The organism is Methanomassiliicoccales archaeon, assembly GCA_029907465.1.
GTDB lineage: Archaea > Thermoplasmatota > Thermoplasmata > Methanomassiliicoccales > JACIVX01 > JACIVX01.
This window is the reverse complement of sequence record JARYLV010000015.1, coordinates 1-26,129: the sequence shown is the minus strand read 5'-3', so window position 1 is coordinate 26,129 and position 26,129 is coordinate 1. Positions and strand designations below refer to the sequence as shown.

The following is a 26,129-nucleotide window of genomic DNA, read 5'->3' as shown; positions in this document are numbered from 1 at the left end:
GGTGACGCGGAGACTCTTCGGGACGAACGGCGTACGGGGAATTGTCAACTCGGAATTGAGCACCGAGCTCGCAATGGATTTAGGCAAGGCTATTGGCACTGCGATCGGAGGAAAGCTTGCGGTCGGAATGGATTCACGCATCTCTGGAGAAATGCTCAAGTGTGCCGTGTCTGCAGGGTTGATGTCAACGGGTGTGCAGGTGTTTGATCTTGGGATGCTCCCAACGCCGGCGCTCCAGTACTATGTCAGGGCACGAGGATTAGATGGCGGTGTTGTGATCACGGCATCTCACAATCCACCAGAGTTCAACGGCATTAAGTGTATCGCGGCAGATGGCACAGAAATGGCAAGAGAAGACGAAGAGAGGATTGAGAAGATCTTTTTTGACCGTTCCTTTGCCGTCAAAGAATGGGACAGGGTCGGATCATTGCATTATCGATCAGACGCCTCCAATTTATATCTTGACGCGGTCGCAGGACATGTTGATAGGGATGCGATTCGAAAGGCGTCGATGACGGTCGTCGTCGATTGCGCGAATGGCGCAGGCTCCGTCACAACGCCCAAGCTTCTCGAATCGCTCGGGGTCCGGGCCATCACGCTCAACTGCAACCCACAGGGGACTTTTCCAGGTCGGCTGAGTGAACCAACAGAAGAGAATCTTTCGGATTTGATTGCACTTGTGAAGAAGACCTCTGCGGATCTTGGGATTGCACACGATGGCGATGCTGATCGAACTATTTTCATCGATGAGAATGGGAATTTTGTGCATGGTGATCGAAGTCTTGCGCTGATTGCGCGAAGTATTGTTAGATCAAGAGGAGGAGGTCTTGTTGTCACACCTGTGAGTACTTCGCGTTGCGTTGAGGACGTCGTCATCGCAGCGGGAGGTCAGATAAAATACACGAAAGTCGGCGCCCCGATCGTCGCGAGGGAGATGAAGAGCACAGGGGCCGTCTTCGGTGGCGAAGAGAATGGTGGCCTGATATTCCCTGAGCACCAGTATTGTCGTGATGGCCTCATGACCGCTGCGAAGATGCTTGAGGTAGTGGCGAAGGAAGGGAGATTGTCTAGACTTTTGGATGAAATACCCCAGTACTCCTTAATCAAGGGTAAAGTCGAATGCAGAAACGAGATCAAGCAGGATGTCCTGGCAGAGGTGGGCGACCTCTTTCGTGAAAAAAAGATTGATAGGACAGATGGCATCAAGATTTTCTTCGACGATGGTTGGGTGCTCCTCAGACCATCTGGTACCGAGCCGATCTTTCGTCTTATCGTCGAGGGCATATCCGAGGCGGTCGCGAAACGCTACTTTGCGGAATTCAAAGCGGCTCTTCAGGAGATCATTCAAAGGTTCAATGATTGATTTTGGCCGACAGCACCTGCTTATACCAATGCCTGGATCATGAAAATGAGGCCGAAGATCAGAAAAACAACGCCACTAGCTATTTTTATGTACTTCCGGTCGACCCTTTTGCCTATCTCGCCACCGAAAAAGACCTCGATGAGCGTGATGAGGGCGAATGCCGCCATTGCACCGATGAACACGAGTAGGCCTGCACCAGACTCAGCAGAAAGGGCGATGACGGAGAGCTGTGTTTTATCCCCGAGTTCCATCAGTGTCACGAAAACGAAGGACCCAAGGAGACCGCCCATTCGCTCATATTTTACTTTTTCAATCCTCCCCTCTTTTTCCGGCATGAGTAGTACTATTAGACCGGCGAGAATAAATAAAACGCCTGCTGCGACCTCGATGATTTCTCTCGAAATAACTTCGAAAAGGGCATCTCCGATTAAAACGCCAATGGCAGAGACAGTCCCGAGGGCGAGCATTGACCCGATAAAGACGGACTGGCGGGAATGCTTGGAGGAGAGGGTAATGACGGCGATCATCGTCTTGTCGCCTATCTCCGTCAATGCGATCAGAACGAAGGCGGAGACAAGCGGCGCAAGATCCATTTGATCACCGCAACGATCGCTGTTTCCACACGACTGCGATCACTTCTCTTATCATCCTTGCTGCGAGAGCGGCAGTGTTCCCGTTGTCGTACGGTGGTGACACCTCACTCACATCAAAGCCAACAAGTTTGGGGGCGACGATGTTAAGGCATTTCTTCACGTCGTAGGGGGAAAGACCGAAAGGTTCTGGGGTGCCGGTTCCAGGAGCATATGCTGGATCAATCCCATCGATGTCCAAAGAGAAGAAAATCCTGTCCTTTTTTATTGAGTTCAACGCCTTCCTGAAAGCCTCTTCGACCCCCATCTCCTTGATCGTGAACGCGTCGAAGTATCTTGGCATTTGATCTCCTATTTCATCGGAAGAGATCGAACGCACGCCAAAAACTACAACATTATCTAAACCAACATGTTCAGAAATTCTTCTCGTGACACAGGCGTGGCTGTTTTTCAAGCCCAGATAACTTTCCCGATAGTCAAGGTGTGCGTCAATTATGATCACACCTATGTCATTGAATGGCCGGACTGCCGGTATCGTCACGGAGTGCTCCCCACCCATGAAGAGGGGGAACTTCCCAGCTTTCACGATCTCTTTTGCGACTGGGAGAACACCGTCGACCATATCGTCAACAGTTCCGACTTCCTCGAAATCGCCAGCATCGTGTATAGGGACATCAACAAGGTCAATCCCGTGCTCAAAAAGGAATGTCTCGAAGTTGTAGGAGGAGACTCTTATCGCGTTCGGAGCATGCCGGGCGCCTGGGCGGAATGAAGTTGTCCTATCAAATGGAATGCCCATAATGACAAATGATGCATCCTCAAAGGAAGCGTTCGCATCAGCGAACCGCAGATTTGAAATATTCATATCAGACCCTGGTGATCTTCCTCTTACCCATTGCAACGAGGTACATGACTTCCTCGCCAGGTTTCAACTGTCCCTTGAGTTCTTCCGGAATATGCAGCTGAAAGTTTTCGTATGTCTCAAGGTCCATGAGCTGTGCCTCATCACCGAGGATCGCCAGAACTTGCGCTTTCCTTTTGTCAATGATAGGAACCTGGACCTTGTGTTTGACGGGGTGAACGATACTTCTCTTCTGCTCGTCAAATATCCCGATTGCATCGATTCTAGCTTTCGCTTCACCGTGCTTCCCTGGCTTTGATGTCGTGATCGAAATGATCTTGCATGGTTCATCGTCAATGAGGATGTACCTTCCCTCTTTGAGTTCTCTAACCTCAGCCTGCGTCCACGTCATGTCTATCCGCCATTGGTAACGGAATGTGATTTAAATAGTTTGCTCATGTCAGCGCTTCCCATGAGGTTTTTTTGGTGGTGCCGGGTATTTCTCTTCAATTTCCCTTATCCTCTTGTCCAGCTCTTCAACGAGTTTGTCGCCGATGAATTCTCCTCGCCAGTAATCGACCCTCGCCGCAATCGTGATCTTCGATGCGAGGGAGCGCGCGATCTTTCCCCTCTGCCAGTAGGGAGCCCTGTGAACGGCGGGATGCTGATATATGATTCCGTGTTTTGGTGGTTTCTTATGACTTCTTAAATGAAGAAACATGGCTTTTTCAGCGCCGAGCAGTTGGACTGTGCTCGATGGAAGTTTCGACAGCCTTTCGAGACTCCCCGCAAGAGATATCATTCTGGCAGCTAAATTCGCGGAAAGCAATGTTGTCAAGTTCGGTGCGATTTCTTCCATTTTGCGGGAAATGTAGTTTTCAAAGTGTTCTTTTGTTTCGTAAAATTGGAGAATTGAGGACGCGAGCATTCTGATCGCACTAAGATCCTCATCTGACACCTCCCCTCCAATTGATTCGATTTCGACACCAATCTCGTTCAGTATGTTCTCGCGTCTGCCGTGTCTGGCGATGAGGTCAACATATTTCATGTCCTTCGCATAGTCGTTGAGTTCTGGGAAGTGAAGGCCGTACCACTCGTGCAGTCTTTCGCTCATCACGTTGATCGATTCATTGATGTCATCGATCGCCCTGATCGCCTGCACGATCAGCCGATCAGGTTGAACTGATTCCCTGGTCCTCAGTTTACCCAATTCGACCATCGCCTCGTGCATCAATGTTTCTGAGAAGGAAAAATCATCTGGTTTGATGAAGGAAGTGTCAACATACACTGGCTTTCCGAGTTCAGCGAGTCGGATATCTGTGACCTGCACTCTCTTCTGTGCGAGCTCCCTCTCTTCTGGTAGAATTTCACCTCTCTGGATAGAAGCGAGCTTCTGTGCAATAGCCTTCGGATTCTTCTCGAAAAGGATGTATCTCTTGATTTTTTGTCCCTCGCAAAGAAAGACTCCAAACCATTTTGTGATGAGGATCATTAGTAGTAAATATCGATGCTCCCTTTTCTTTTTGCTGTCATCTTTTCGTGTTGATTCCTCTCAACGCTTCCTCTGACAACTCTTCGACTTCGCCGAAATGCTTGAGGTGAACTTGGACCTTTGCGAGGAATTCGAGTGTCTCAAGGCGCAAGAAAGCTTCCTCAAGATCCGAACCAACCGACAAAGCGCCATGTTTTTCCAGCAAGCAAGCGTTGTTTTTTTCGATCGCTGTCGCGACGGACTCGCCGAGGTCGTGTGTGCCTGGCACTCTGAACGGTACGAGTGGCACTTCTCCTAGAACGAGAGCCCCCTCAGGCGTCAATGCGGTCTTCAGAGGTACGCCAGCAACCGCAAGGACAGTCGAGTAGGGGGGATGGGCGTGGATCACCGCCCCAACGTCCTTCCTTTTTTTATAAATCGCGGCGTGCATGGGGGTCTCGATGGACGGTTTCCCCTTTCCGGAGACCTTTCCACTTCTTATCTTCACGACTAGGATCTCCTTCTCTTTCAGAAAACCCTTGCATCGACCAGAGGGTGTGATCAGTATGCGATCGTCATCGACTCTCGCACTGAGGTTGCCCGCCAGACCGGCGGTCAAATCTCTTTCGTAGAGCAATCTTCCGTATCTGACGATTTCTTTTCTCAGTTCTTCTATAGTCATTCTTTTCATCCCTTTAGTTTCACTTTGGAGATTTCCGACGGCCTGAGGATGCCGACTTCTGTGATAAATCCAGTTACATACCTGCTTGGCGTCACATCGAATGCAGGGTTGAGCGCTCTTGCACCCTCTGGCGCAATTCTTCTCCCCTCAATTTCCGTCACTTCATCCTCGCTCCTACTCTCAATAGGTATCTCGTCCCCGCTTTCAATAGAGAAGTCGAATGTTGACACGGGTGCCGCAACATAGAAAGGTATTCCGAGCTCTTTGGCAAGGACTGCTTTTTCAAATGTTCCAATCTTGTTCGCGAAATCTCCATTCGACACGATTCTGTCGGCACCTACGATGATGAGGTCAACATCTTTTTTCATGTAGTGTCCAGAGGCGGCATCAGCGATAATAGCATGGGGAATTCCCTCGTTCAGCAGCTCCCATGAAGTGAGCCTCATGCCCTGGAGGCGAGGCCTTGTCTCCGAAACATAAACAAAGAAATCCTTTCCCTCATCGCGTGCAATGCGCAACGGTGCGAGGGCTGTGCCAACATCTACAGAAGCGAGTGCTCCTGCGTTGCAGTGCGTCATCACCTTAGAATGATCTCTTATGAGCGAAGACCCATTTTTTCCGATCCTTTTGCACTTCTCGACGATCGCATCGGCATAGGCATTTGAAGCCGTGACTGGTTCTTCACCAGACGTTATAGCCTTGAGCATGTAGTCAACCGCGTAAAAGAGATCGTTTGCGGTCGGGCGCGTTCGCCTCATCATATTCGCCGCTGTCTCTAAATCATCACCATTGAGAGCACTGAGAGCGAGGCCGTACGCTGCAGCTGCACCGATTGAAGGGGCCCCACGAATCGTCATGTTCCTTATCGCTTCGGCCACTTCGTCGCATCTGCAAAATGATAAAATCCTGAATTCGTGGGGTAACGTCCGCTGGTCGATCATCTTTACCTTATTGTCCTCGAACCATACCGCTCTTACCTCAGCCACCCTTCCTTCAACAATAACCCTCAAGTTCTCACATCCTGACATTGACCTCAGTATAGAAAAAATATAGGCTTCGTCAAGATGGATATATTCTCCACCTGAAATATGCCTCGTCTGGCCATAAAAACATTAAATTATCAAATTTCCAGCATCTTCGAGGTTATCAATCGTTTAATATGGATGAACCATCCAGCTAGGGAATGATTCTTATACTCCTATTGAAGTGTAAAATTTGAATCCCCCTATGTCAGACTCATTTGTAGCCCCGAACACCGGTGATGTAAGAACGGATCGTTTCTTCCAGGTCTATTTGACTTCAAATGGTCTGAGACAAATTTCAAACCCTCTGCGTCAAAGGATTCTGAGCGAACTACAAGCTAGGGAACTGAGCCTCAGCGACATCGCGAGCATCACAGGTAAGGCCCAGTCAACAATTTCGGGACATCTAGAAGAACTGGTCAGGGAAAAGCTAATCGCGTGTAGGGAGGATCCGACCGACAGCAGAAGGAAAATTTATCATTTGATATCGAAGCCCATCGGCTCCTCGACTAGCCCAAGGGAAGATTTGAAAGATGCGATCGGAAAAACGATCGCGGGTTCCATCGGCATGCCAAGTACTTTTCTTAAGGGGGTGATCAGATCGATTATCCTCGGCATGGAGTCGATAGGACTCAGAATGGAGCCGATGCTCAAGGACATCGGGAAGATGATCGGAACAGAGGTTTCGAAACGGATGAAATCGAACTCCCTCGAGGAACTTATCAAGGAAATTCAAGAGTTTTACCAACTACACGAGCTCGGTGAGGTCTGCGTTTACTCTGTTAGGCCTCTTGTCCTGATAATAAGGGATGAATACAATTGTCATCGGATGCCCGAGACGGGAAGAAGTTTCTGCATCCTTAACGAGGGAATTATTGGGGCAATCCTTGAGAGCCGCATGGGCATGTGTTTGAACATCATGGTCGATGCGGAGTGCCTTGCAAGTGGTTATAGCCATTGCAAGTATCTAGTCGAACCAGCAATAAAGAGCCATGTCTGATCCGGGATTGAAGCGGTTCCTGCGACTCGAATCTGTATGTTCTCGAGAGTTACGTATGGCCTTCCAGTGTAGCTAAAATCAATCTATATTCAAAAAATAAGTTGAGAGGCGCGAAGCCTCTGCTTTCTTTTGGTTCGCAGCTCGGTCACGGCGTGTACTTGAACGGGTGCCTCACCGATTCTTTCTGATAGAAGATCTCATCGAGCGTTGGCCTCCCCTCGATTGCCTTCCTGATCGCATATCTCGCAGCCTTGTAGTTGTTGACCTTCACCCTGTGCCTGTTAGCGGCTGCGGGGTGAACAAAAACGTTCGCGAGGAGGACGATGTCGTTGAGGATTTCTTTCGGAAGGAAACCGTCCTGGATGCTTGCCTCAATAGCCCATTTAAGTCCAGCGACGGCGTGAACATATAAGAGTTCTTCCTGTTTCTTCGTCCTCGGCGTGACTGTCGGGACGAGGAGGGTCCTCGGCAGATCGTGAACGATCCTCATTTTTCCCTGGCCTGCGTCAGCCTGGAGAGCTCTCTCTATCGCGATATCGACCGGGCCACCTTTTATGCCGATCAATAGGTCCGTATGTGCGATCTCGTGGTACGGCGGTCCTGCGTAACCTTCTCCGACCTTGAGCGAGAAATTCTCAACGACTGTTGGCGTTTGAGGTGTCGCGGGAACTCTAGTGACCACCTTTCGGTTTCCGAGAATATAGGTAGTCTCTCTCGGCTTGATCTTACCCAGGATCTCGAGTTCGATTCTCATCTCTTCCCTATCTTCGTGCCTAAATGCGTCTCCGGGCATCGTCGGTCTCCGAGAGTACCCAACATCAATGCCCATCATCCAAAGTCCTTCCTTAACTGCCTGGTTTCCACTGGTTCTCGCGATGATCCTGACGAGCTTCTGGATTTTTTGCTGGAGCTGTCTCGCCTCCTCGATTTCACCTTTTTGGACGTGCTGATAGATTTTCTGCCAAATATCGGGGATGAGGTTCGCACTCGCGAGGATCAACCCATCCGCACCGCTGAGCAGTGCGGCAGTCCCCACCTCGTCGTAACCGCAGAGAATATTGATTTTTCCTCGTATCTTCTCGAAGAGCGCGGTCATGTACGGCAAATCGCCACTCGAGTCCTTGACGCCGATGACATGATCCAGATACGCAAGCCCTTCTGTTGTCCACCACTGCTGGTGCATGCCAGCACATTGCGGAATGTTGTACAGGATGATGGGAAGACCTACCTCGTTGACCGCATCAAAATGCTCATAAATTTCTTTCCATGTTGGGTTGAAATAATAAGGAGTGACGACGAGGGCTGCATCCGCCCCCATATCCTTGGCTCTCTGTGTCAACTCCACAGTTGCCTTTGTGCTACTCGCACCAGTACCCGCAATCACAGGAACTTTCTTGTTGACCTGATCGATGACAATCTCAAGCGTCTTTAATCTTTCTTCATCTGTCAGATAAACGAATTCCCCTGTCGTCCCAGCAACGACGAAACCGTTGACATCTTTGATGAGAAAGTCAACAAGATTCCTCAACGCCTCCTCGTCGATCGTTTCATCCTTCTTAAAAGGTGTTACGATCGCTGGATAGATTCCCTTTAACCATTCGGCCCTAGGCATTTACATCACCTTCCTTCCGAACGCCATATCAATCGCACGCATTGTCGCATCGTAGAAATTCTTGTAAAGGATCCCGCGTTCGAGTGCATTTGGATGAACGAAAGCCTTAACGAGCATTACATGGGTGTCGATGATATCTTTCGGGATCACGTTCATCTCCACTTTGTCTGCGATCGCTTTCGCGATCCCCGCCTGGGCTGGACCATACATGATGTTTGCCTGACGCAGATTCTTAAGTTCGACGGTAGGCACTATGAGGCAGCTTGGTTTTGCAGACAGATTCGGCTCAAGAATCGCGGGTAGCGCTTCATACCCCCTTCTGAGATAGACCAGTTGGGATGCAAATGCCAGACCGACTGCACCGTCCTTCTGACCGGTAACAAGGTCCACTCTGACCTTATTGATCCCCGTACCTGCGCTGGCACTACCGATATAAATCCCGTCATTGCTCACGTCAGCAGGGGAAATTCCGATATCCTCGAACCTCTTCTCGAGCGGGAGCTCGGGGGCTTCGACAGGCGGCTCTGAGACTGGGACCTTACCAATTTTCTCGAGCTCGAGCCTAATCTCTTCCCGGTCCTCGTGGAGTATGACACCACCTTCTTTCAGCGGACTCCTTGTTTTTCCCATGTCGATTCCCATATACTTGAGAGCGATTTTTATTGGCACAGGCCCGCCGTATCTGCAGAAGATTCTCGAAAGCTTCTGAACCTTCAACTGCTGTCTTCTCGCCTCCTCGAGATCTCCCTCTTTGACCGCCCTATAGACCTTTTGCCAAATATCAGGGTATATTTGAGCACTCGCTAGGATCATCCCACTGCATCCACCGGCAAGTGCTGGAAGTACAACTTCGTCGTGTCCTACCACGACGTCGATTTTCCCTTCGACTTTTTCCAAAACTTCCATCGTATATGTCAAGTTCCCAGACGAATCCTTCAACCCGACAATGTTGTCAAGTTCTGCGAGATCTTCAATGACCCTTCTCGGGAGATAGCCGCCAACTGTCTGGGGAATGTTGTACATGATGATCGGTATGTCGACCGCTCGCGATATCTGATAGAAGTGCTCGTAGATGCCTTTGTCTGAAGGGTGAAGGAAGTATGGTGTGACGACGAGGCATGCATCGGCGCCGGCGTCCTGAGCATATTTTGATAGTTCGATGACACGCCGTGTGCACGGGTCGCCTGTCCCAGCAATAACTGGCTTTTTGCCATTGGCTTCATCGATGCAAATGTCAAATATCTTCTTTCTCTCTTCATATTTCATATATTCAAATTCACCAGTCGTACCACATGGGACAAAACCGTCCACATGATCGAAAACACTCCTAATGAGAGTGCGGAAAGCTTCCTCGTTGACCTCTTCTTTCTTGTCAAAAGGGGTTACGAGTGCTGGATAGACACCTCGAAGTCTAAATTTCTTACTCATGAGCTAACCCTCTGCCTCTGCATAGTGAAGGTAAGATATTAAATTAAGGCATGTTTGAAGATCGAGGAGAAATTGCTCATTAGAACAGTCGAATAAATGGATGCGAAGGCGAATTGCAAGAAATCAGAGCTATGTTCTTGATCTAAGAGAAATTTATGAGATGCGATGGAACCTACAAGAACCCCTATCCTTTGAGAAAAAATAGCAGAAATAATCAAGCATTTCATGCCCAATTTCACTTAAACGATCAGGGTGAATGGGGTGCCCCCCAGGCGTCGTTCACAAATGATGACTCAAATGACAGTGATCTTTCCGTATAGCGTCTTGCGAATGTCTTCGTAATGGCATCTGTAATATTTCACCGCCGCTGGCATGAAGTTCAGTACGTCCTGGGCCGTCATACCGTCCTGTCCGATCGCCTCCGCAGCCATATCGCCGGCGAGTCCGTGTATGAAGACACCAGCTTTTACAGCCTCCTCGATTGGCATTCCGAGTCCGTACATCGCCGCGATGCTTCCCGTCAAAACATCGCCACTGCCAGCTGTTGACATCCCCGAGTTGCCAGTCATATTGATAAACACCCTGCCATCTGGATAGCCTATGAATGAGATCCCTTCCTTCAGGACCGTGATCGCGTTCAAATCCGCCGAGGTCTTTTGAACGAGGCCAATCCTGTCCTTTCTGATTTCAGAGGTCTTTATACCAGTAATCCTCGACATCTCGCCCGTATGGGGGGTGAGAATTGTCGTCGTTCTCCTCCTTCTGACGCAATCGAGATTCTTTGTGACGGCTGTGATACCGTCGCCATCAATGAGAAGAGGTTTTTCGATTCTTTCAGTCAGCCATCTTACCAGTTCCTGTGTCTCCTCGTTCAACGAAAGACCTGGACCAACGATCACCATATCCATTCGATTCGCAAGATCAAGCAACGACTCCTTGTTTTCGAGCGCTATGCTACCAGTATCGGTTTCCTTTTGAGGAATGATAACGATCTCGCTTCCCTTGCTGGCAATGAAAGATGATACAGAGATCGGTGTCGCTAGTCTTGAGTATCCCCCACCAGCCTTAAGGAAGCTCATGGCCGAGAAGTAAGGAGCACCAAGATACGCTTTGGCACCAGCAACAAACAGCATCTCACCGAAAGTTCCTTTGTGAGCGTCCTGTTTTCTTGGTGGGATTTCCGCAGGGATGTTAATTTCGACCTTTATTGAATCGTTATTATATAGTTCTGGAGGAAAAGAAATATGCGAAACGAACAATTTTCCTGAGTGTTCATACCCTGGGTGAATGACATTGCCGATCTTCGGTAGGCCGAATGTAATCGTGTAATTTGCTTTCACCGCGACTCCCATGACGAGTCCGCTATCTCCATTAATGCCAGATGGGATATCGACGCTGAAGACTGGTTTCTTGCAACGATTAATGAGTTCTATAACTTCTCTGAAAATCCCTGCAATCTCCTTTGTAATTCCCGTGCCGAGGATCGCATCGATGACCGCATCGCACTGGGCAATTGCCGGGGATGCATCTTCAGCGGAGTCGATTACAACGACTTCCAGATTCCTACGTTCGACCATCTCGAGGTTCTTCTTGGCGATCCCCTTGAATTCGTCCTTCGGGCGCAGTAGAAAGACCTTAACTCTGCCGCCGCTCGAATCGATCTTTCTGGCGACAACAAGACCGTCGCCGCCGTTGTTCCCTGGGCCACAAAACACGACAAAATTCTTTCCGGCGACGCCGTCTAATTCCTTCATAATGACTTCATATACAGCGAGACCTGCGTTCTCCATGAGCAGAAGCTCATCGATCCCATATTTTTCAATGGCCTGTCGATCCATTTCCCTCATTTGAGCTACGGTGGTTACTTTCATCTTTCCCACCCGATAGAGTCATGTCTTTCTTAGCTTAAGTAAGAACTGCTACCATAACTGAGAATTTGATAATCAATGAAAGACTAATTCAAATCATCGGAGTGTTGGACAGCAGACCATCCTAGAACAAACTGAGTGATATCACAGATTTTTTTGATTCGATTAATCGCCATACAGAATTGGAATAAGATTCTCTCTTTGAAATTTCGAAGCGCGGATCCTCGACTTGGAGAAAATATCAGTAAAGTGGGGCTCAAAAGACTTTGGCCTCGATTGCTTGTTGATGAGGTGAAGGCAAATGGCTCTAAAGGAAAAGGTTCAACGAGGAGAGCGTACATGATTATCACAAAGAGGAGAGTTTGGGGCGAGTCTGATGAAAAGTGAAGATTTGCATCGCCTTTCCAACGGGCAGATAGAACGGTACTCACGCCAGATCGTGTTGGACAAAATCGGTTACCGTGGACAGAGACGGCTCATTGACACGAAGGTCTGCGTTGTCGGCCTGGGCGGATTAGGTTCCCCCATCGTCTTTCAATTGGCGGCGATGGGACTCGGCCACCTTCGTCTGGTCGATTGTGATGTCGTTGAGCTGTCAAACCTTCACCGGCAGTATCTATACAATGTCAACGACTTAGGTTATCCTAAAGCAGAAGTTGCGGCAGAAAAGATACATGAGCTAAATCCTGAGATTAAAATTGAACCAAAAACAGTTGCTGTGAACTCCAACACAGCAGTGGAGATCATCAAAGGTATGGATGTTGTTGTTGATGGCCTAGATCGGATTACGCCCCGATACGCGATAAACAGAGCATGTATGAAAGCATCGATTCCGTATGTCTTCGGAGCAGCGATCATGACTTATGGGATAGCGAAAACTATCATCCCTCACGAGACTGCGTGCCTTGAATGCTTCCAGGGTGGTATTGGGGAGGAAAATGTTGAGAAGTGTTCAGTCGTTGGCGTTCATCCCTCAGTATTAGGGATCATCGGCAGTATCGAAGTCTCAGAAGTCGTCAGGATTGCACTTGGAGAAAAGCCCCAGTTGTCAGACAAGCTGTTTTGCTGTGATGTTTGGGACATGAAGTTCGATGAAATAGAGATCCAAAGGTCCGAGGACTGCCGAGTCTGCGGATCCAAGCCATCAATGCCAGAAACATTGAAAGAACCGATCGTAACAGAACTATGTGCAAGGAACGGGAAAAGAAGCTTCCTCATCGCACCGAGAAATGATCTCAACATCAATATGAGAAAGCTGAAGGCATATCTGTCGGAAGAAAAAATTGCGATCCAGATAAATGCAAAACTCGGTGTGGCTTTCAGTCCTGTTCCGGGTACAAAAGTCAGTCTTTTGAAGAGTGGGGTAGCGGTGATCGAGGGTATGGTTGATGTCGATCATGCATTGGCCTTTTATGAGAAAGTCATCATCGATGGGCTCTCGATTCCGAGATCCCGTATCTATCTCGATTGATCTCAACATTTGAACAATTTTTACAACCTCAATGGGATTGACTCCACGTGAGGCTTGCTTATTTACCGCTGGAATTTGCAGGACTGTTTGGGATGCCTTGTTTTGATGGAATACCTAGTCGAAATGCGAAACCATGTTTACCTAAAGGAGGAGGAAAGAAGGTGGGCTCACCCGGATTCGAACCGGGGAACTTCGCCGCTCTCAGTCACCAGATGACATGTGAGGGCGACGTCATAACCACTAGACCATGAGCCCAGAATCCGAAAAAGATCAACCCTCTATTAATGTTTGACGGTCTTCTACGTGTCGGCCATCATTCAGTTATAACCTGAGTCGCTCTGAACACACCATCGCTGAAGAGCAAGGAGAAGTACCCGGTCTTGTGGTTCGTACTTCTGATCTTGACCGCCCTAATCCTCCGCTGAATGTCCGTCTCGCCAATTTCCTGCAGTTTCAAGCTGATAACACCATCTGCTAAGTACCCTTCGTCATATTTGTTTTCAAGCATTTTTTCTGGAGACGTCTCAGATATAAGGAATGAGGTGACGCCGAGATTCCTCAGCCATTCGAAGAGATAGAAGAGCTCGGTACGCCTGTTTTCGCCTATCTGGGCAGCCATTTCCAATACATCGAGGGAGTCCACCACCAGTAGCTCATAACCGATGCTACGTTTGAGACTGTCCGCATACATTTTAAAGACCTGCAACCATGTCCCTTTTGCGCTCAACTGGGTTAGACTTTTTCTGATAAGCCCGAGGTCCAGAATATGAATAAACTCCTTTGCTCTTTCATCATCCATGCCCATACTCGTCATCTGTTGCATCAGGTTGTCTTTCGATTGCTCGAGTGTCATGTAGACGCTCTTGATCCCGTTTTGGAGCGCGTTATGGTAGAGGATACTATATGCAAGGGAGGACTTCATCGTCCCAGGCGTTCCCGTGATCAAGACGACTTGCCCTTTTGGAATACCCCCTTGGAGATTCTCATCAAAATTATGGATGAAAGTCCTGACTCTTTCAATGTGCACCATGCTTTTCCATCCCGTGGATACCAATTAGGGCATCTGGAATATTTAATCTTTCGTCGCTGTCCTCTTCGTATTGTGGATTCTCAGGAGGGACCATCTCTGTTCACGATCGGCACTGAGATGCTGAACCGAGTCCCGTCATGCGAGAACGAAAAGTAGCGCGGATCGATGTTCGAACCCCTCATCTTCATCACCCTCAGCCATCGCTGCATTCGTCCATGATCCAGTTCCTTCATGTGGAGTTCGATCACTCCATCAGCCAGATAAACTTCGCTCTCGGAGTTTTCAAGCATTGAAGCGATGGGTTTTTCAGAAATCAAGAAGACAGTTATGTCTAGTGATTTGAACCAGTCGAAAATATCCTTCAGATCCTGTCTCGTGAGTTCGTAATCAGCTAGCGACTTGAAAGAGTCTAGTGAATCGAGCACGAACAGCTGGAAGTCCCATTCTTTCTTGACGTTGCTCACGTATCTCATGAGGATACTACGCCAGTCCCCCTTTTCCTTTGCCATCCGTTTGCGTAAATCGATCATATCTACAACCATCAACCTGTCCCTAGATTTCTCTCTCGGCATTCCCAGTCGTTCCATCTGCCGGATAAGTGATTCTCGGCTCTGTTCAAGCGAAAAATACATGCTGTTAATATTATCCAGGACAGCGCAGTTGTGGAGGATCGCATAGGTGAGTGTCGATTTCATCGTGCCCGCGATGCCGTTGACAAGCACAACGCTTCCCTTCGGTATTCCACCATCGAGAGCCACATCGAGCCTTTCGATGTGTGTACGGATTTTCACATCCTTAGGCTTCTCTGCGAATCCCGCCCCGATCTGGACGTCGATTTCCTTTTTGAGCTCGTCGACGATCTTACTGATATCTACAATGCTAGCAACGGACTCTTCTGGCTCTTCGGCAACTCCTCTCTCAGCAATTTCTGTCGCCGATGTGATCTTTCTCTCAAAGGAAGCTTCTGCCGCTCTGAGCTGCTGTTCAAGTTGCGAAAGCTTCTCAAATCTCTCTCGCAGCTCCTCCTCCACCTGTTTTCTCATTCTTGATAGTCCTTCTTCTATCGCTTTTTGATAATCTTCCCTCAACGCGAGGAGCTTCTCAAATTCCTCTGTACTGACTCTCATCTTCCTGCCTGAATCCGTCGAGATTTCGAGTTCCCTCATGCTCCTTTCAAGTTTCTCTGCAAGTGCGTCCAGTTCCTTTTCCCTGTCCCTAAGTATCTTCTCACGGGCGCGGAGTTCCGCCTCAAATTCCGTGCACCGCTTCATCGCCTCTTCAAGTGCACGATTATCCCTCTCGAGGGATTCGATCGCCTCCATCAGTCGATTTTCTCTTTCCATTAACTCTTTTTCTCTTTTTGCGATCTCTTTTTCCTTTTGGGCCAGTAGTTGCTTCTGTCTTGAGAGTGACAAGTACTCCGACTGTCCGAATACGATAGGTATTTCCTCCTCGCTGATGACTTTCTCGACAGTAACCGAAACGGGCATCGTATCGGCCTGCGGCTCGATTGGCTTCAAAATCTCGCCGCATCGATCACATTGGATATCATCAGGCCTAATGCCAGCGCCGCATCTCGGGCATTCATAGCGCTTTTTCATCGATTCACCAGGCCTCATTCGCTTATGACTTTTGTTACCTGGAACTTATTACCGCTGAACAACAAGGTATAGTATGAAGGGTCGTGGTTTGTCTCTCTCATCTTGACACATCTGATGCGCCTTTGAGTCTCAACATCCCTAACAACTTGCATTTTCAGGGTGATAACCCCATCAGAGAGATATCCTTCGTCATAAGTACCCTCGAGGATCTTTTCAGGCGAAGCCTCAGAAATCAGGAAAACGGTAGATTTGAGTTCCTTCATCCATTGGAACAAATAGAAAAGCTCTGTCCTCCTGTTTGATATTTCTGACATCGTTTCAAGTACATCGAGCGAATCGATTGCCAGCAGTTCATATCTCAGATTTTCATTCAAATTCTGGAGGTAGGCTTTGAAAACTTGGAGCCATGAGCCAGCACCAGAGATCTGCCTCAATTTCTTTCTTATTAAACTGAGGTCGAGAACGTGCAACTTGTCCTTGACGGGTTCTGTCGGCATTCCCATTTTTTCCATTTGTCGAAGGAGGCTTTCTCGTGATTGCTCCAAGGTCACGTAAACACCAGTTTTCCCGTTCTCGAGTGCATGATGGTAAAGAATGTAATACGTGAGTGAGGACTTCATAGTTCCAGGAGTGCCAGCAATGAGAACAATGTGACCAGTGGGTATTCCCCCTTCCAGTATTTTGTCAAAACCGTCAACAAAGGTCTTTATCTTTTCATTTGAACTCAATCAAACCCCTCCGAGCCGACTCTCCGAACGCCGTTCATGCTGATCTAATATCTTTCATATAATGAATGATACTAAAAGATATTGGAAACAAGTATCACTTTTGATATTAAACTTAGACCTCCCCCCGGATGACTACCCTTTTTACGTATGATTTCGCGACCTCGGCCATTTTTCTAATCTTCTCTGCAGGATATGGATTAAGGGCCGTCAACCGTTCATCAATCGTATTCTTCGGTCGGAATTGCTGGAGTGCGTATTTTTTCGCTCCGCCGATGAACGCCGCGATCGATTCAATATCGTTCTCATTAAGGAAAATTGGCACAACGGTCGTCCTGAACTCGTAGTCGATCCCAGATTCCATAATCAAGGAGATCGATCTCTTTATCTTTTCGAGCGGTACTGTTGTCCCACAGACGTCCTCGTATTTGTCGTTGAGCGGGGCTTTGATATCCATTGCAATGAAATCAAGGAGTTCGTCTTCCAGCAACTCCTCGATCACCTCAGGGCGGCTCCCGTTGGTGTCGAGTTTGATCCTCATTCCCAGGCTGCGGAGCCATGTGATCACTTCTCTCAAGTCCCTGTGGATCGTTGGCTCACCGCCAGTGATGACGACACCGTCGATAAAATCCCCATTTGCCCTGAGGTATGATTCTATCTCCTGGGTCGGAATCTCTTCGAGGCTGTCGGGGTCGATGACAAGGTCCCTGTTGTGACAGGCGGGACAGCGAAAATTACACCCTGGAAGATAGACAGTCGAGGCGACGCATCCGTCCCAGTCGATCAATGATGTTTTGGAAAACCCTACAATTTTCATTGCCTCTCCGAAATGAACATCACAGATAAATTACTCTTGTCATGACAGGTCAGAGAAGAGCGAAAATCAACGAAGACCTTTATTTTTGTGTTGACATTTTCATTTTGAAATCGATGAAACTTCTATCGGTCGAGGAGTGCGTTCAGGGAAATTTGCGTAGACTGGTAGATGGAGAATTGTCACGAATCGCGATTTACACTGGTCGTGGGGCGTCACATTCATGGATCTGGCTGGTCGACTCACTCGAAAAATTGGGTTATTACAATTTGAGATTCATCCGGGAGAAGGACATCTGTTCAGACATGCTGGCAGATGTCCTCTTTATATCTGGTGGAGACACATTCGGCCTTGCGGATGCAATCGGACCATCACGTCTCCACGATCTGCAAGAATGGATCGTTCGTGGAGGACAATACATTGGTATCTGCGCTGGCGCATATCTTCCTCTGCATTCTTCACTGAGCCCATTGAACCAATTCAACCTCGTTAAGGGAAAGTTAAGCAATATAACTAATAACCTCGATGGCCAATTTTATGGTGACGAAAGGTTCGTGACGAAGTATGGCTCCTCCTACGTCTTTCAACCGGTTCGAGGGCCGCTGGTAGTCGAGTTTCTTGCTACTGAGTTCACGACACATCTTTATGGTGGACCATGTTGGTGTGATGTTTCAGATGCTGAGATTATGGCACGCTATCGATCTTTTACTGAAAAGACGATCTTTTTGGTTTCTGAGGAAATGGCCAGCAAAACCGTTATTGATAAGATTGCAGCATTGAGAAAGTCCCATGGTAGGGGCACTCTTTACCTATTTGGGCCGCATCTTGAATACCCCGGCAATATGGTGGGGAACTCCCTGATTGGAAGTGTGATCAATTACGAAGCGGAACTCCGCGATCAACGACATTACTCACCGGAGGATTTTAAACCAGCCGAGATGCAGCCAGTTTCAAGAGAGTTACGGTCCTGCGTTTCATCGGCCAGGTTAATGTGTTTTGGAATGGATGGGATGGAATGGCGGATTGGGAGGAAGGTTTGGGACAGCGAGCGTTTTGGGTATTTTTTTGATGCTATATGGAAGCGATTGAGGAAGGCTACAGAAATTGGTCTGCGAATTGATTGCCAGGATGAGTTAATTGAAGGATTCGAAGAATGCATCTCTTTGATGCGCCAGATGAGAGCCCTAAAAGGAGGAATTCAAGGGTCAATGCGCGCTGAGCAGCTTTTGACAATCCTTGCATCTTGTTCTGCGCACTTCTTCAATTGCTACTTCACCTCCTTAAGGCACCACATCGCGAAGGAAGCTAAACGGACATATCAGATTCATTAGATTTTATTAATCGATCATTTTTTTAGATCCGATCAAAAGATTTTTCATTAATCGGCACCTAACACGAGAGGTCGCGAGGTGCTGATTTGTCGATTAAGCCAGTCGCGGTCATTGGAGGGGGCATTTCCGGCGTCCAGGCCGCACTCGACGTTGCGAATGCTGGAGTACGGGTACTGTTGATTGAAAGGGGGCCAGCCCTGGGCGGCCACATGGCCAAACTCGACAAGACCTTCCCGACGAACGATTGCTCCGCTTGCATCCTATCTCCGAAGTTAGTTGAGGCGAGTAGGCACCCACTGATCACGATCATGACGATGGCGGAGGTCATCGCCCTAGACGGTGAGGCGCCGAACTTCAAATTGACGGTCCGTAGGACGCCTCGATATGTGCGTGAGGATCGATGCGTGGCATGCGGGGCCTGTGCAGAGAAATGTCCAGTAAAAGTACTAAATGAATTCGACGAAGGTATGAGCGAAAGGAAGGCGATCTATCTTCCCTATCCACAGGCCACCCCCCTCAAGTACCTTATTGATTCGTCGCACTGCCTTTATTTGAACAAGAAGAGGTGCGGTGTCTGCAGTAAGATTTGTCCTGCGAATGCGGTTGATTTTGATGAGCGGTCTACGACTGAAGTGCTGGAGGTCTCGTCGGTCATTGTCGCTGCTGGTTTCGAACTCTTAACACCGCAGGAACTCCCCCACCTACAGTGTTCGCAGCACCCTCGCATACTTACTTCTCTCGAGTTCGAACGCCTGCTGAGTGCATCCGGCCCCACGGGCGGAAAATTGGTCGTTCCGTCGATAAACTCGGTGCCGAAGCGCATCGTTTTCGCCCAGTGTGTTGGCTCAAGGGATTTGAGATTTCGCCCTTATTGCTCAAGATTTTGCTGTATGGCATCCATTAAACAGGGACTGGTTGCGCTTGAGCACGACCCGTCAATCCAAAGCATCTGGATTTGCCATATGGGACTTCGAACTTATGGCAAAGGATTTGACCGTTATCTGGCAAGGGCAAGGCGGGAGGGCATCAAATTTGTTAAGGGAAAAGTCGCGGAAATTCTGGAGAATGGGGAAGGACTTCAAGTCAGAGTCGAGAATGTAAGAACTGGGACGGTTGAATCAATTGAGGCCGATATGGTCGTCCTTGCCGTTGCGGCATCCCCGCCAAAGGGACTTTCGGACCTTGCAAAAGCCCTCGGCATCAAAATTGCCGCGGATGGCTTTATCGCTGTTGAGAAACCTTTTTCTGTAAAAACGACGAGGGATGGTGTCTACGCGGCAGGGTGTTGCACGGGTCCAAAGGACATCTCAGACAGTGTCGCCACAGCGTCTGCAGCTGCATCCTATGCTCTTATGGTTTCACGGGAATCATGGAAGTTGGAGAGCGGAACCGAGATAAAAACAGTCACGGAAGAAAGAAAAATCGAGCCCTCGAGATCGGAGGAAAGGAGAGTTGGTGTTTTCGTCTGTAGATGTGGCACGAATATCGCGTCAGTTGTTGATATCGACAAAGTCGTTGAGGCTTTGAAAAACACTCCTGGGGTTTCATATGTCAATGAGCACCTTTTTATGTGTTCTGACAGTGCCTTGAAGATGCTGTCAGAAGCGATCAATCAGGAAAGGCTCAACAGGATTGTTATCGCGTCGTGTACGCCACGAACACATGAATCCCTGTTCCGCGCCTCGATCGAGAAGAGCGGACTTAATCCGTATCTTTTTGAAATGGTCAACATCAGAGAACACTGCGCATGGGTCCATATGAAGGAAAAAGAAAAAGCGACGAAAAAGGCGATCACATTGATCAGGGCTGCAATCGCTAAGGCGTTGTTGCTCGAGCCGCTGGAGCCCGGGCAAACCGATGTGACGAATCGAGCGCTAGTCGTTGGGGGAGGACCCGCTGGCCTGAAGGCTGCATCGGATCTCCTTCGACAGGGGTTCGAGGTAGTTCTCGTGGAAAAATCCGACAAACTCGGTGGTTCGCTGCTTTCGATCGAGCATCATGATGTCGGTCCAGATCAGGGCGAAGTGCTTCGAGCGCTTATTTCTCCGGTCAATAAGGAGAAGTTCAAGATATGGACAAACTGCACCGTGAAGGCAGTTAACGGTGGGGTTGGCGATTTCAGCATCGTCCTTTCTAATGGCATCGAGATTCACGCCGGGGTAATTATCCTGGCGCCTGGTGCATCGCTCAAGTGTAATGACCAGAAGATCATCAAGGGTTCGATTACAAGTGTGGAACTCGATGAGAAAATCAGACAAAGTGAATCACTCCCAGATCGTATCACATTCATCCAATGTATCGGTGCAAGGAATGAGACACGCGGTTGCTCAAGATTTTGTTGTTATAAGACTCTGCACCAGGCAATCGAACTGCGTAGGCGGGGGAAAGAAGTCAACATTTTATATACAGACCTAATGTACTATGAGCGGGGCGCGGAAGAATTATATTACGAGGCGTGTCTCAAAGGCGTGCGTTTTTTTGAATACGACACGATCATTGACTTTCAGAATAACCGTCTCCTTTTTAACTCCGTCCATGACGGGCTGATTTCATTGGAAACAGATCTTGTTGTTGAAGTTGATATCCTTATCCCTGGTGATTCAATCGCAGATCTAAGTAAAATCTTGAGGGTTTCGACGGACGAAGAGGGATTTTTTTTGGAAAAACATCCAAAACTCGCCCCAGTCGAATTTTCGACTGAAGGACTCTTCGTTGCTGGTTGTGCCCAGTACCCGAAGAATCTCGACGAAGCGATAACTGCGGGCTCTGCGGCCGCGGCAAAGGCTGCTACTATCCTCTCACATAAAAGAATTCTGACGTCCCCGATGATCTGTGTTGTGGACGAGAGCAGATGTAGGGGATGCGGTGAGTGTGAGGCGATCTGCAAATTCGGGGCAGCTCGCCTGATAACTGAAGGGACTGTCAGAAAATCAAGAATCAACGGGACGATTTGCAAAGGCTGTGGCACATGTGCAGCTTCCTGCCCCGCGAATGCGATTGAGGTAAAGGGGTTCACGCACGATCAAATGAAAGAGATGATCACGGCGTTGCTTGAGGGGTCAGAATGACTTGGCTTCCGAAAATCATCGCATTTTGTTGTAACTGGTGTGCCTATGCGGGTGCAGACACAGCAGGGCTGTCAAGATTTCAATATCCTCCGAGTATCAGAATTCTCCGCGTGATGTGCACAGGTCGGATTGAACCTTCAATGATTCTCAATTGTTTTGAGCAGGGCGCCGATGGTGTGATGGTTCTCGGATGTCATCCAGGCGATTGTCATTACATCTCGGGCAATGAATCTGCAAAAAGCAGAATTGAAATGACCTTGGAGATCATGGAGATCCTTGGCATCGACAAGAGAAGGCTTCTGTTAAAATGGATATCTGCATCTGAAGGCGCCCTCTTTGCCGAAACTGCAAAGGATTTCACAGAAGTGATACGGTCGCTCGGTCCTTTAAGAGGTGAACCTCAAGATGGACAAAGATAGGATTGAAGAATATGGGATAAGACAATGTATTGACTGCGGGAAGTGTTCCTGGGCTTGTCCAGTGTCCCACCGCGAGAACGATTTTTCGCCACGATCGATCGTCGAAAATCTCTTGGTTGGCGATAAGAAGCTGCTGGGAAGAGAGATGTGGGACTGCGTCACATGTGGGACCTGTAGTGCTCTTTGCAACTCTAACGTTAAATTCCATGAGTTCATGAGAACGGTCAGAAAACTATCCGTCGAGCGTGCATCACCAATGATCACCCACGGCGATATATTCAATTTCATTTCACTGCTCTCTTCAAAGCCGTATCTCCGACCTAGGACTTTGAACTGGTTATCTCCTGATATAAAAGTTAGCGAGGACTCGAGAGCGCTATTGTTCGTTGGCTGCACGCCCTATCTTAATATCATTTTCAAAAACCTCAATATCGATTTCCTTCAAATCCCTAGAGCAGCGGTGAAGCTGCTCAATGCGGTCGGAATTGAGCCGCGTGTCCTAGAATCGGAAAGGTGTTGTGGGCACGATCAGTACTGGCTTGGCAATGACGACTTATTTATTCAGCTCGCTGGTTTGAATTTGAAAGCGATTGAATCATCAGGGGCCGAAGAAGTCATCACGTTCTGCCCAGAGTGTTACTCAACGCTCAAGTTCGTTTACCCAAGGTTTTTCGGCTCCCTCGATTTCGAGGTCAGGAATCTGACGGCGATGATGGGAGACGCAGTTGATAGTGGAGTTCTTTCTCTGACAGAAGATAGCAGTCTGTCGACAACGTTTCACGATCCATGTAGGCTAGCCAAGCATTCAAATATTATCGAGGAACCGAGGAGGGTCTTACGGGCGATCGGCAGATTCTTTGAAATGCCCAGGTCCAGGCATACAAGCGTATGTTGTGGTGTCGCATCTTGGGTGAACTGTGACTCGTGGACAAAGCGTTGGCAGCTTGAGCGAATTGAAGAGGCCAGGGCAACGGGAGCTGGAGCACTCGTTACAGCATGCCCAAAATGTCTAGCGCACCTCTCTTGTGCTCAATATGAAAAGAATAGCTGCGGCGAATCCCGTCGATTTGACATCGTCGATATCCATGTCCTTGCGGCCTCCCGGATATTTTCAACCGAGTGAAATAAAAAGCGTAGTTTTAATCCCGAAGGCGGGAAAAGTTGAATTAGATCGGTGTTCTGTATCGACTTTGATATCATGCTGTCGAGTAGCTCATCATCCTCTCGGGCAATGCGGAAAACGCCTCTCATGCATGGAACTCAGATCCTTGTGATTCTGGTCAATGGAGTGTTGTTTTCTCAGGAGAAGAATCAAAGACAAGAACAGAAGGGAAAGTAATGATCGGCCTCTTCATCTGCCATTGCGGAACGAATATCGCTGGTGTCGTCAACATAGAGTCGCTGAAAGAACATTTCTCATCGGAGAGCACATATGTGCTGGATCACCTTTTTCTTTGCTCGAAGGCTGGCCAAGAGATGATTATCAATGCAGTAAAGGAGAATCATCTCGACAAGGTTGTCATTGCCGCTTGTTCGCCGAAGCATCACGGTGAGATTTTCAAAGAATGCCTAGGTCAAGTTATCAACCCCTATCTGTGGGAAATGGTCAATATCAGGGAACAATGTGCTTGGACGACGAGCGACCAATCCCTTGCGACCGAGAAGGCGAAAGCACTCATCCACGGTGCGGTCGAGAGGGTGAAATTTCATGAGCCAATTTACTCAATCAGGGTCCCTCTCAAAAGGAGCGTTGCTGTGATAGGGGCTGGCATTGCGGGGATTCATGCGGCGCTTGAACTCGCGGACAAGGGCATCGACGTTGAACTTATTGAAATGCAGCCAATCATCGGCGGGAATATGGTTAGACTCAACCGCACTTTCCCGACAGACGACTGCGCGATGTGCACGATTTCACCAATCTTGAACAGGGTGATGATGCACCGAAAGATCAGATTGTGGACGATGACGGACGTCGAGGAGGTGCGCGGTCGGCCTGGTGAGTACCACATTCGATTGAAAAGGAGAGCGAGGTTTGTCGATTACGACAAGTGCACGGGTTGTGGCAACTGTTCGAAAGGTGACCTTGAGGTCAGGTGGCCCCTACCCGCGGAACCGTATTTGGTCGACCGGCTCCGCATCGACCCCGAAAGATGCACTGGTTGTGGAGCTTGTGTGAAAAAATGTGGGACGGCCGCACTCACCCAACCTGCACCAAAGGAGAAACCGAAATACGATACCTTGAAATGCAACGGATGCTGGGATTGTGTCAGAGTGTGTCGGTTCGACGCGATATCAGTCATCAATGTCTGCCCCGTCGTTGTTCCAAATGAATTCGACCTTGGTCTTGGTCTAAGAAAAGCAATCTACATACCAAATCCGCAATCCGTCCCTTTGAAATATCTGCGTGATCCAGATCATTGTTTGAGATTAAAGGGACTGATGGACTGCAGGGGTTGCATCGAGGTATGCGGGCCCGGTGCAATCCGTGATGGGGATGTGGAACAGGTTTTTGAAATCACGGTAGGGGCTGTCATTGTTGCAACGGGATATAGGGAGTATGATCTGAGTGGGAGCGAGTATCAAACCGAGCATCCAAACGTCATTACAGGATTGCAACTTGAGCGGATGTTGAGTCCAGCCGGACCAACACAGGGCAAGTTGGTGAAGCCCAGCGATGGAACAGCGCCGAAGAGTGTGACGTTCGTACAATGCGCAGGATCGAGGGATACGAAACGAAGAGAGTACTGCTCGAAAATCTGTTGCATGTATGCGGTGAAGAATGCGAGTCTCATTAAGAGAGATCATCCTGAAATCGATGTGAAAGTTTGCTACATCGATCTGCGAGCTTCTGGCAGAGGATATGAGGAATACTTCGACAGAGCGAGGGAGATCGGTGTTGAGTTTATACGTGGAAATGTTGGCGAGATCGTTCCAATCGGCCATCAGCTAGTCGTCAAGTGTGAAGATACCTTCCTCGGTCGGCCACGTGAAATCGTTAGTGATCTCGTTGTGCTTTCAGTTGCAATGGAGCCGTCTGAAGGTACGCAGCGAATTGCGAGGATCGCTTCGCTGGTCACAGGGAAGGATGGTTTTATCGCGCCAGTCCACGTGAAAATCGCACCCGTTGACACTGCATTGTCCGGTATCTTCGTTTGCGGAACGGCCGAAGCCCCGAAGCCGATACAGGAATGCATTACTGATGCTGGAACCGCTGCATCTCGCACTTCAAATTTCCTGAAGGAAGACGGACTTATCGTTGATTTGGTCACCGCAGTAATCGACCAGGCGCGTTGCATCCGGTGTGGAAAGTGCGCCGAAATATGTTCATATGATGCCATCAGAAATGATGAAGGCAAATACGAAGTGATCGAAATTGCGTGCAAGGCATGCGGCAAATGTGCAGCGGACTGCCCTTCAAACGCGATTGACCTCAGATTCAACAACGATCTTCAACTGGAATCGGCAGCTGCTGGCATCATTGAATATGATACCGATTCGATTATCGCCTACGCATGCGAACAGTGTGGGTATAATGCGGCAGACCTTGCTGGTGCGGCAAAATATTATTATTCAACAGCGATAAAAATTGTTAAGGTGCCGTGTAGCGGAAGGGTATCGCTCGCACAAATGTTGCTTCCTTTTGAATATGGCGCGAAAGGGGTCATGATCGCTGCGTGCCTCGATGGTCAATGCCATTTCATCGATGGAAATAGAGACGCGGCTAAGAGAGTAGAAGTGGCAAAGAGAGTGCTCGATCTTATGGGCGTTGGTGGCCATCGACTTCAATTTTTCA

22 protein-coding genes and 1 tRNA gene are annotated in these 26,129 nt (G+C 48.6%); 9 read left to right on the top strand and 14 right to left on the bottom strand.

The annotated features are described in order from the left end of the window. The first annotated feature begins 1 nt into the window (after position 1). Positions 2-1,363 carry a phosphoglucosamine mutase gene (gene glmM / locus QHH00_06330; protein MDH7508998.1) on the top strand — a complete coding sequence of 454 codons (1,362 nt, stop codon included), beginning with the start codon at positions 2-4 and terminating at the stop codon, positions 1,361-1,363. Between the two features lie 20 nt (positions 1,364-1,383). Here the strand turns inward: glmM and QHH00_06325 are convergent, their stop codons facing one another. From QHH00_06325 to mtnA, 6 genes are read right to left on the bottom strand one after another with little or no spacing between them, the layout of a single operon-like run. Then, a complete protein-coding gene (locus QHH00_06325; GenBank protein ID MDH7508997.1) occupies positions 1,384-1,956 on the bottom strand; it encodes a TMEM165/GDT1 family protein in 573 nt (190 codons plus the stop codon). Positions 1,957-1,960: 4 nt separating this feature from the next. Further along, positions 1,961-2,818: an agmatinase gene (gene speB / locus QHH00_06320; GenBank protein ID MDH7508996.1), complete on the bottom strand. Its 858-nt coding sequence runs from the start codon at positions 2,816-2,818 to the stop codon at positions 1,961-1,963. Position 2,819: 1 nt separating this feature from the next. Beyond that, a complete protein-coding gene (locus QHH00_06315) occupies positions 2,820-3,206 on the bottom strand; it encodes a translation initiation factor IF-5A (GenBank protein ID MDH7508995.1) in 387 nt (128 codons plus the stop codon). A 48-nt stretch (positions 3,207-3,254) separates the two neighbouring features. Further along, positions 3,255-4,286: a ribosomal biogenesis protein gene (locus QHH00_06310; GenBank protein MDH7508994.1), complete on the bottom strand. Its 1,032-nt coding sequence runs from the start codon at positions 4,284-4,286 to the stop codon at positions 3,255-3,257. A 37-nt stretch (positions 4,287-4,323) separates the two neighbouring features. Beyond that, positions 4,324-4,947, bottom strand: a complete 624-nt coding sequence (locus QHH00_06305; protein ID MDH7508993.1) for a class II aldolase/adducin family protein — start codon at positions 4,945-4,947, stop codon at positions 4,324-4,326. Positions 4,948-4,952: 5 nt separating this feature from the next. Then, entirely contained in the window at positions 4,953-5,975 is a 1,023-nt protein-coding gene (gene mtnA / locus QHH00_06300; GenBank protein ID MDH7508992.1) for an S-methyl-5-thioribose-1-phosphate isomerase, read from the bottom strand. Between the two features lie 199 nt (positions 5,976-6,174). On the opposite strand from mtnA, the gene QHH00_06295 reads away from it, so the two are divergent. Beyond that, the gene (locus QHH00_06295) at positions 6,175-6,969 is read left to right on the top strand and encodes an ArsR family transcriptional regulator (protein ID MDH7508991.1); all 795 of its coding nucleotides are present in this window, start codon (positions 6,175-6,177) and stop codon (positions 6,967-6,969) included. A 145-nt stretch (positions 6,970-7,114) separates the two neighbouring features. Here QHH00_06295 and dapA (QHH00_06290) read toward each other — a convergent pair whose 3' ends face one another. The 3 genes from dapA (QHH00_06290) to QHH00_06280 form a co-directional block, all read right to left on the bottom strand. Continuing rightward, complete coding sequence (gene dapA / locus QHH00_06290) at positions 7,115-8,581, bottom strand: 4-hydroxy-tetrahydrodipicolinate synthase (protein ID MDH7508990.1); 1,467 nt, start codon at positions 8,579-8,581, stop codon at positions 7,115-7,117. After that, positions 8,582-10,009 carry a 4-hydroxy-tetrahydrodipicolinate synthase gene (dapA, locus tag QHH00_06285; GenBank protein MDH7508989.1) on the bottom strand — a complete coding sequence of 476 codons (1,428 nt, stop codon included), beginning with the start codon at positions 10,007-10,009 and terminating at the stop codon, positions 8,582-8,584. 293 nt (positions 10,010-10,302) lie between these two features. Beyond that, positions 10,303-11,880, bottom strand: coding sequence for an NAD(P)H-hydrate dehydratase (locus tag QHH00_06280; protein ID MDH7508988.1), 1,578 nt, complete (start codon positions 11,878-11,880; stop codon positions 10,303-10,305). A gap of 246 nt (positions 11,881-12,126) precedes the next feature. On the opposite strand from QHH00_06280, the gene QHH00_06275 reads away from it, so the two are divergent. Then, positions 12,127-12,264 (top strand): hypothetical protein, encoded by a 138-nt coding sequence (locus QHH00_06275; GenBank protein ID MDH7508987.1) that lies wholly within the window; start codon positions 12,127-12,129, stop codon positions 12,262-12,264. Beyond that, complete coding sequence (locus QHH00_06270) at positions 12,254-13,348, top strand: HesA/MoeB/ThiF family protein (protein ID MDH7508986.1); 1,095 nt, start codon at positions 12,254-12,256, stop codon at positions 13,346-13,348. Before QHH00_06275 ends, QHH00_06270 begins: the two co-directional genes overlap by 11 nt. Positions 13,349-13,510: 162 nt before the next feature. Here the strand turns inward: QHH00_06270 and QHH00_06265 are convergent. From QHH00_06265 to QHH00_06245, 5 genes are all read right to left on the bottom strand, one after another. Continuing rightward, a tRNA-Val gene (locus QHH00_06265) sits at positions 13,511-13,603 on the bottom strand. 58 nt (positions 13,604-13,661) lie between these two features. Beyond that, positions 13,662-14,378: an RAD55 family ATPase gene (locus QHH00_06260; GenBank protein MDH7508985.1), complete on the bottom strand. Its 717-nt coding sequence runs from the start codon at positions 14,376-14,378 to the stop codon at positions 13,662-13,664. Positions 14,379-14,458: 80 nt separating this feature from the next. Then, complete coding sequence (gene gvpD / locus QHH00_06255; GenBank protein ID MDH7508984.1) at positions 14,459-15,979, bottom strand: gas vesicle protein GvpD; 1,521 nt, start codon at positions 15,977-15,979, stop codon at positions 14,459-14,461. A gap of 14 nt (positions 15,980-15,993) precedes the next feature. Then, positions 15,994-16,707, bottom strand: a complete 714-nt coding sequence (gene gvpD / locus QHH00_06250) for a gas vesicle protein GvpD (protein MDH7508983.1) — start codon at positions 16,705-16,707, stop codon at positions 15,994-15,996. A 112-nt stretch (positions 16,708-16,819) separates the two neighbouring features. Further along, positions 16,820-17,521, bottom strand: coding sequence for an anaerobic ribonucleoside-triphosphate reductase activating protein (locus QHH00_06245; GenBank protein MDH7508982.1), 702 nt, complete (start codon positions 17,519-17,521; stop codon positions 16,820-16,822). A gap of 113 nt (positions 17,522-17,634) precedes the next feature. Between QHH00_06245 and QHH00_06240 the strand changes: the two genes are divergently transcribed. The 5 genes from QHH00_06240 to QHH00_06220 form a co-directional block, all read left to right on the top strand. Further along, positions 17,635-18,849, top strand: a complete 1,215-nt coding sequence (locus tag QHH00_06240; protein MDH7508981.1) for a hypothetical protein — start codon at positions 17,635-17,637, stop codon at positions 18,847-18,849. An 86-nt stretch (positions 18,850-18,935) separates the two neighbouring features. Then, on the top strand, positions 18,936-21,917 hold the full coding sequence (locus tag QHH00_06235) for an FAD-dependent oxidoreductase (protein ID MDH7508980.1): 2,982 nt from the start codon (positions 18,936-18,938) through the stop codon (positions 21,915-21,917). After that, positions 21,914-22,336: a hydrogenase iron-sulfur subunit gene (locus QHH00_06230; protein MDH7508979.1), complete on the top strand. Its 423-nt coding sequence runs from the start codon at positions 21,914-21,916 to the stop codon at positions 22,334-22,336. The genes QHH00_06235 and QHH00_06230 overlap by 4 nt, the downstream gene beginning before the upstream one ends. Next, entirely contained in the window at positions 22,323-23,459 is a 1,137-nt protein-coding gene (locus QHH00_06225) for a (Fe-S)-binding protein (GenBank protein MDH7508978.1), read from the top strand. Before QHH00_06230 ends, QHH00_06225 begins: the two co-directional genes overlap by 14 nt. 215 nt (positions 23,460-23,674) lie before the next feature. Beyond that, a partial coding sequence (locus QHH00_06220) for a hydrogenase iron-sulfur subunit (protein MDH7508977.1) occupies positions 23,675-26,129 on the top strand: 2,455 nt, incomplete at its 3' end.

Bases quoted from the DNA above. Each gene is read 5' to 3' on its own strand.
- QHH00_06280 (MDH7508988.1), bottom strand. From the start codon at position 11,880: ATGAAAGTAACCACCGTAGCTCAAATGAGGGAAATGGATCGACAGGCC.
- gvpD (MDH7508984.1), bottom strand. From the start codon at position 15,979: ATGAAAAAGCGCTATGAATGCCCGAGATGCGGCGCTGGCATTAGGCCT.
- QHH00_06295 (MDH7508991.1), top strand. From the start codon at position 6,175: ATGTCAGACTCATTTGTAGCCCCGAACACCGGTGATGTAAGAACGGAT.
- QHH00_06305 (MDH7508993.1), bottom strand. From the start codon at position 4,947: ATGACTATAGAAGAACTGAGAAAAGAAATCGTCAGATACGGAAGATTG.
- QHH00_06270 (MDH7508986.1), top strand. From the start codon at position 12,254: ATGAAAAGTGAAGATTTGCATCGCCTTTCCAACGGGCAGATAGAACGG.
- QHH00_06315 (MDH7508995.1), bottom strand. From the start codon at position 3,206: ATGACGTGGACGCAGGCTGAGGTTAGAGAACTCAAAGAGGGAAGGTAC.
- dapA (MDH7508990.1), bottom strand. From the start codon at position 8,581: ATGCCTAGGGCCGAATGGTTAAAGGGAATCTATCCAGCGATCGTAACA.
- QHH00_06325 (MDH7508997.1), bottom strand. From the start codon at position 1,956: ATGGATCTTGCGCCGCTTGTCTCCGCCTTCGTTCTGATCGCATTGACG.
- speB (MDH7508996.1), bottom strand. From the start codon at position 2,818: ATGAATATTTCAAATCTGCGGTTCGCTGATGCGAACGCTTCCTTTGAG.
- QHH00_06260 (MDH7508985.1), bottom strand. From the start codon at position 14,378: ATGGTGCACATTGAAAGAGTCAGGACTTTCATCCATAATTTTGATGAG.
- QHH00_06225 (MDH7508978.1), top strand. From the start codon at position 22,323: ATGGACAAAGATAGGATTGAAGAATATGGGATAAGACAATGTATTGAC.
- QHH00_06230 (MDH7508979.1), top strand. From the start codon at position 21,914: ATGACTTGGCTTCCGAAAATCATCGCATTTTGTTGTAACTGGTGTGCC.
- mtnA (MDH7508992.1), bottom strand. From the start codon at position 5,975: ATGTCAGGATGTGAGAACTTGAGGGTTATTGTTGAAGGAAGGGTGGCT.
- dapA (MDH7508989.1), bottom strand. From the start codon at position 10,009: ATGAGTAAGAAATTTAGACTTCGAGGTGTCTATCCAGCACTCGTAACC.
- QHH00_06240 (MDH7508981.1), top strand. From the start codon at position 17,635: ATGAAACTTCTATCGGTCGAGGAGTGCGTTCAGGGAAATTTGCGTAGA.
- QHH00_06245 (MDH7508982.1), bottom strand. From the start codon at position 17,521: ATGAAAATTGTAGGGTTTTCCAAAACATCATTGATCGACTGGGACGGA.
- QHH00_06310 (MDH7508994.1), bottom strand. From the start codon at position 4,286: ATGATCCTCATCACAAAATGGTTTGGAGTCTTTCTTTGCGAGGGACAA.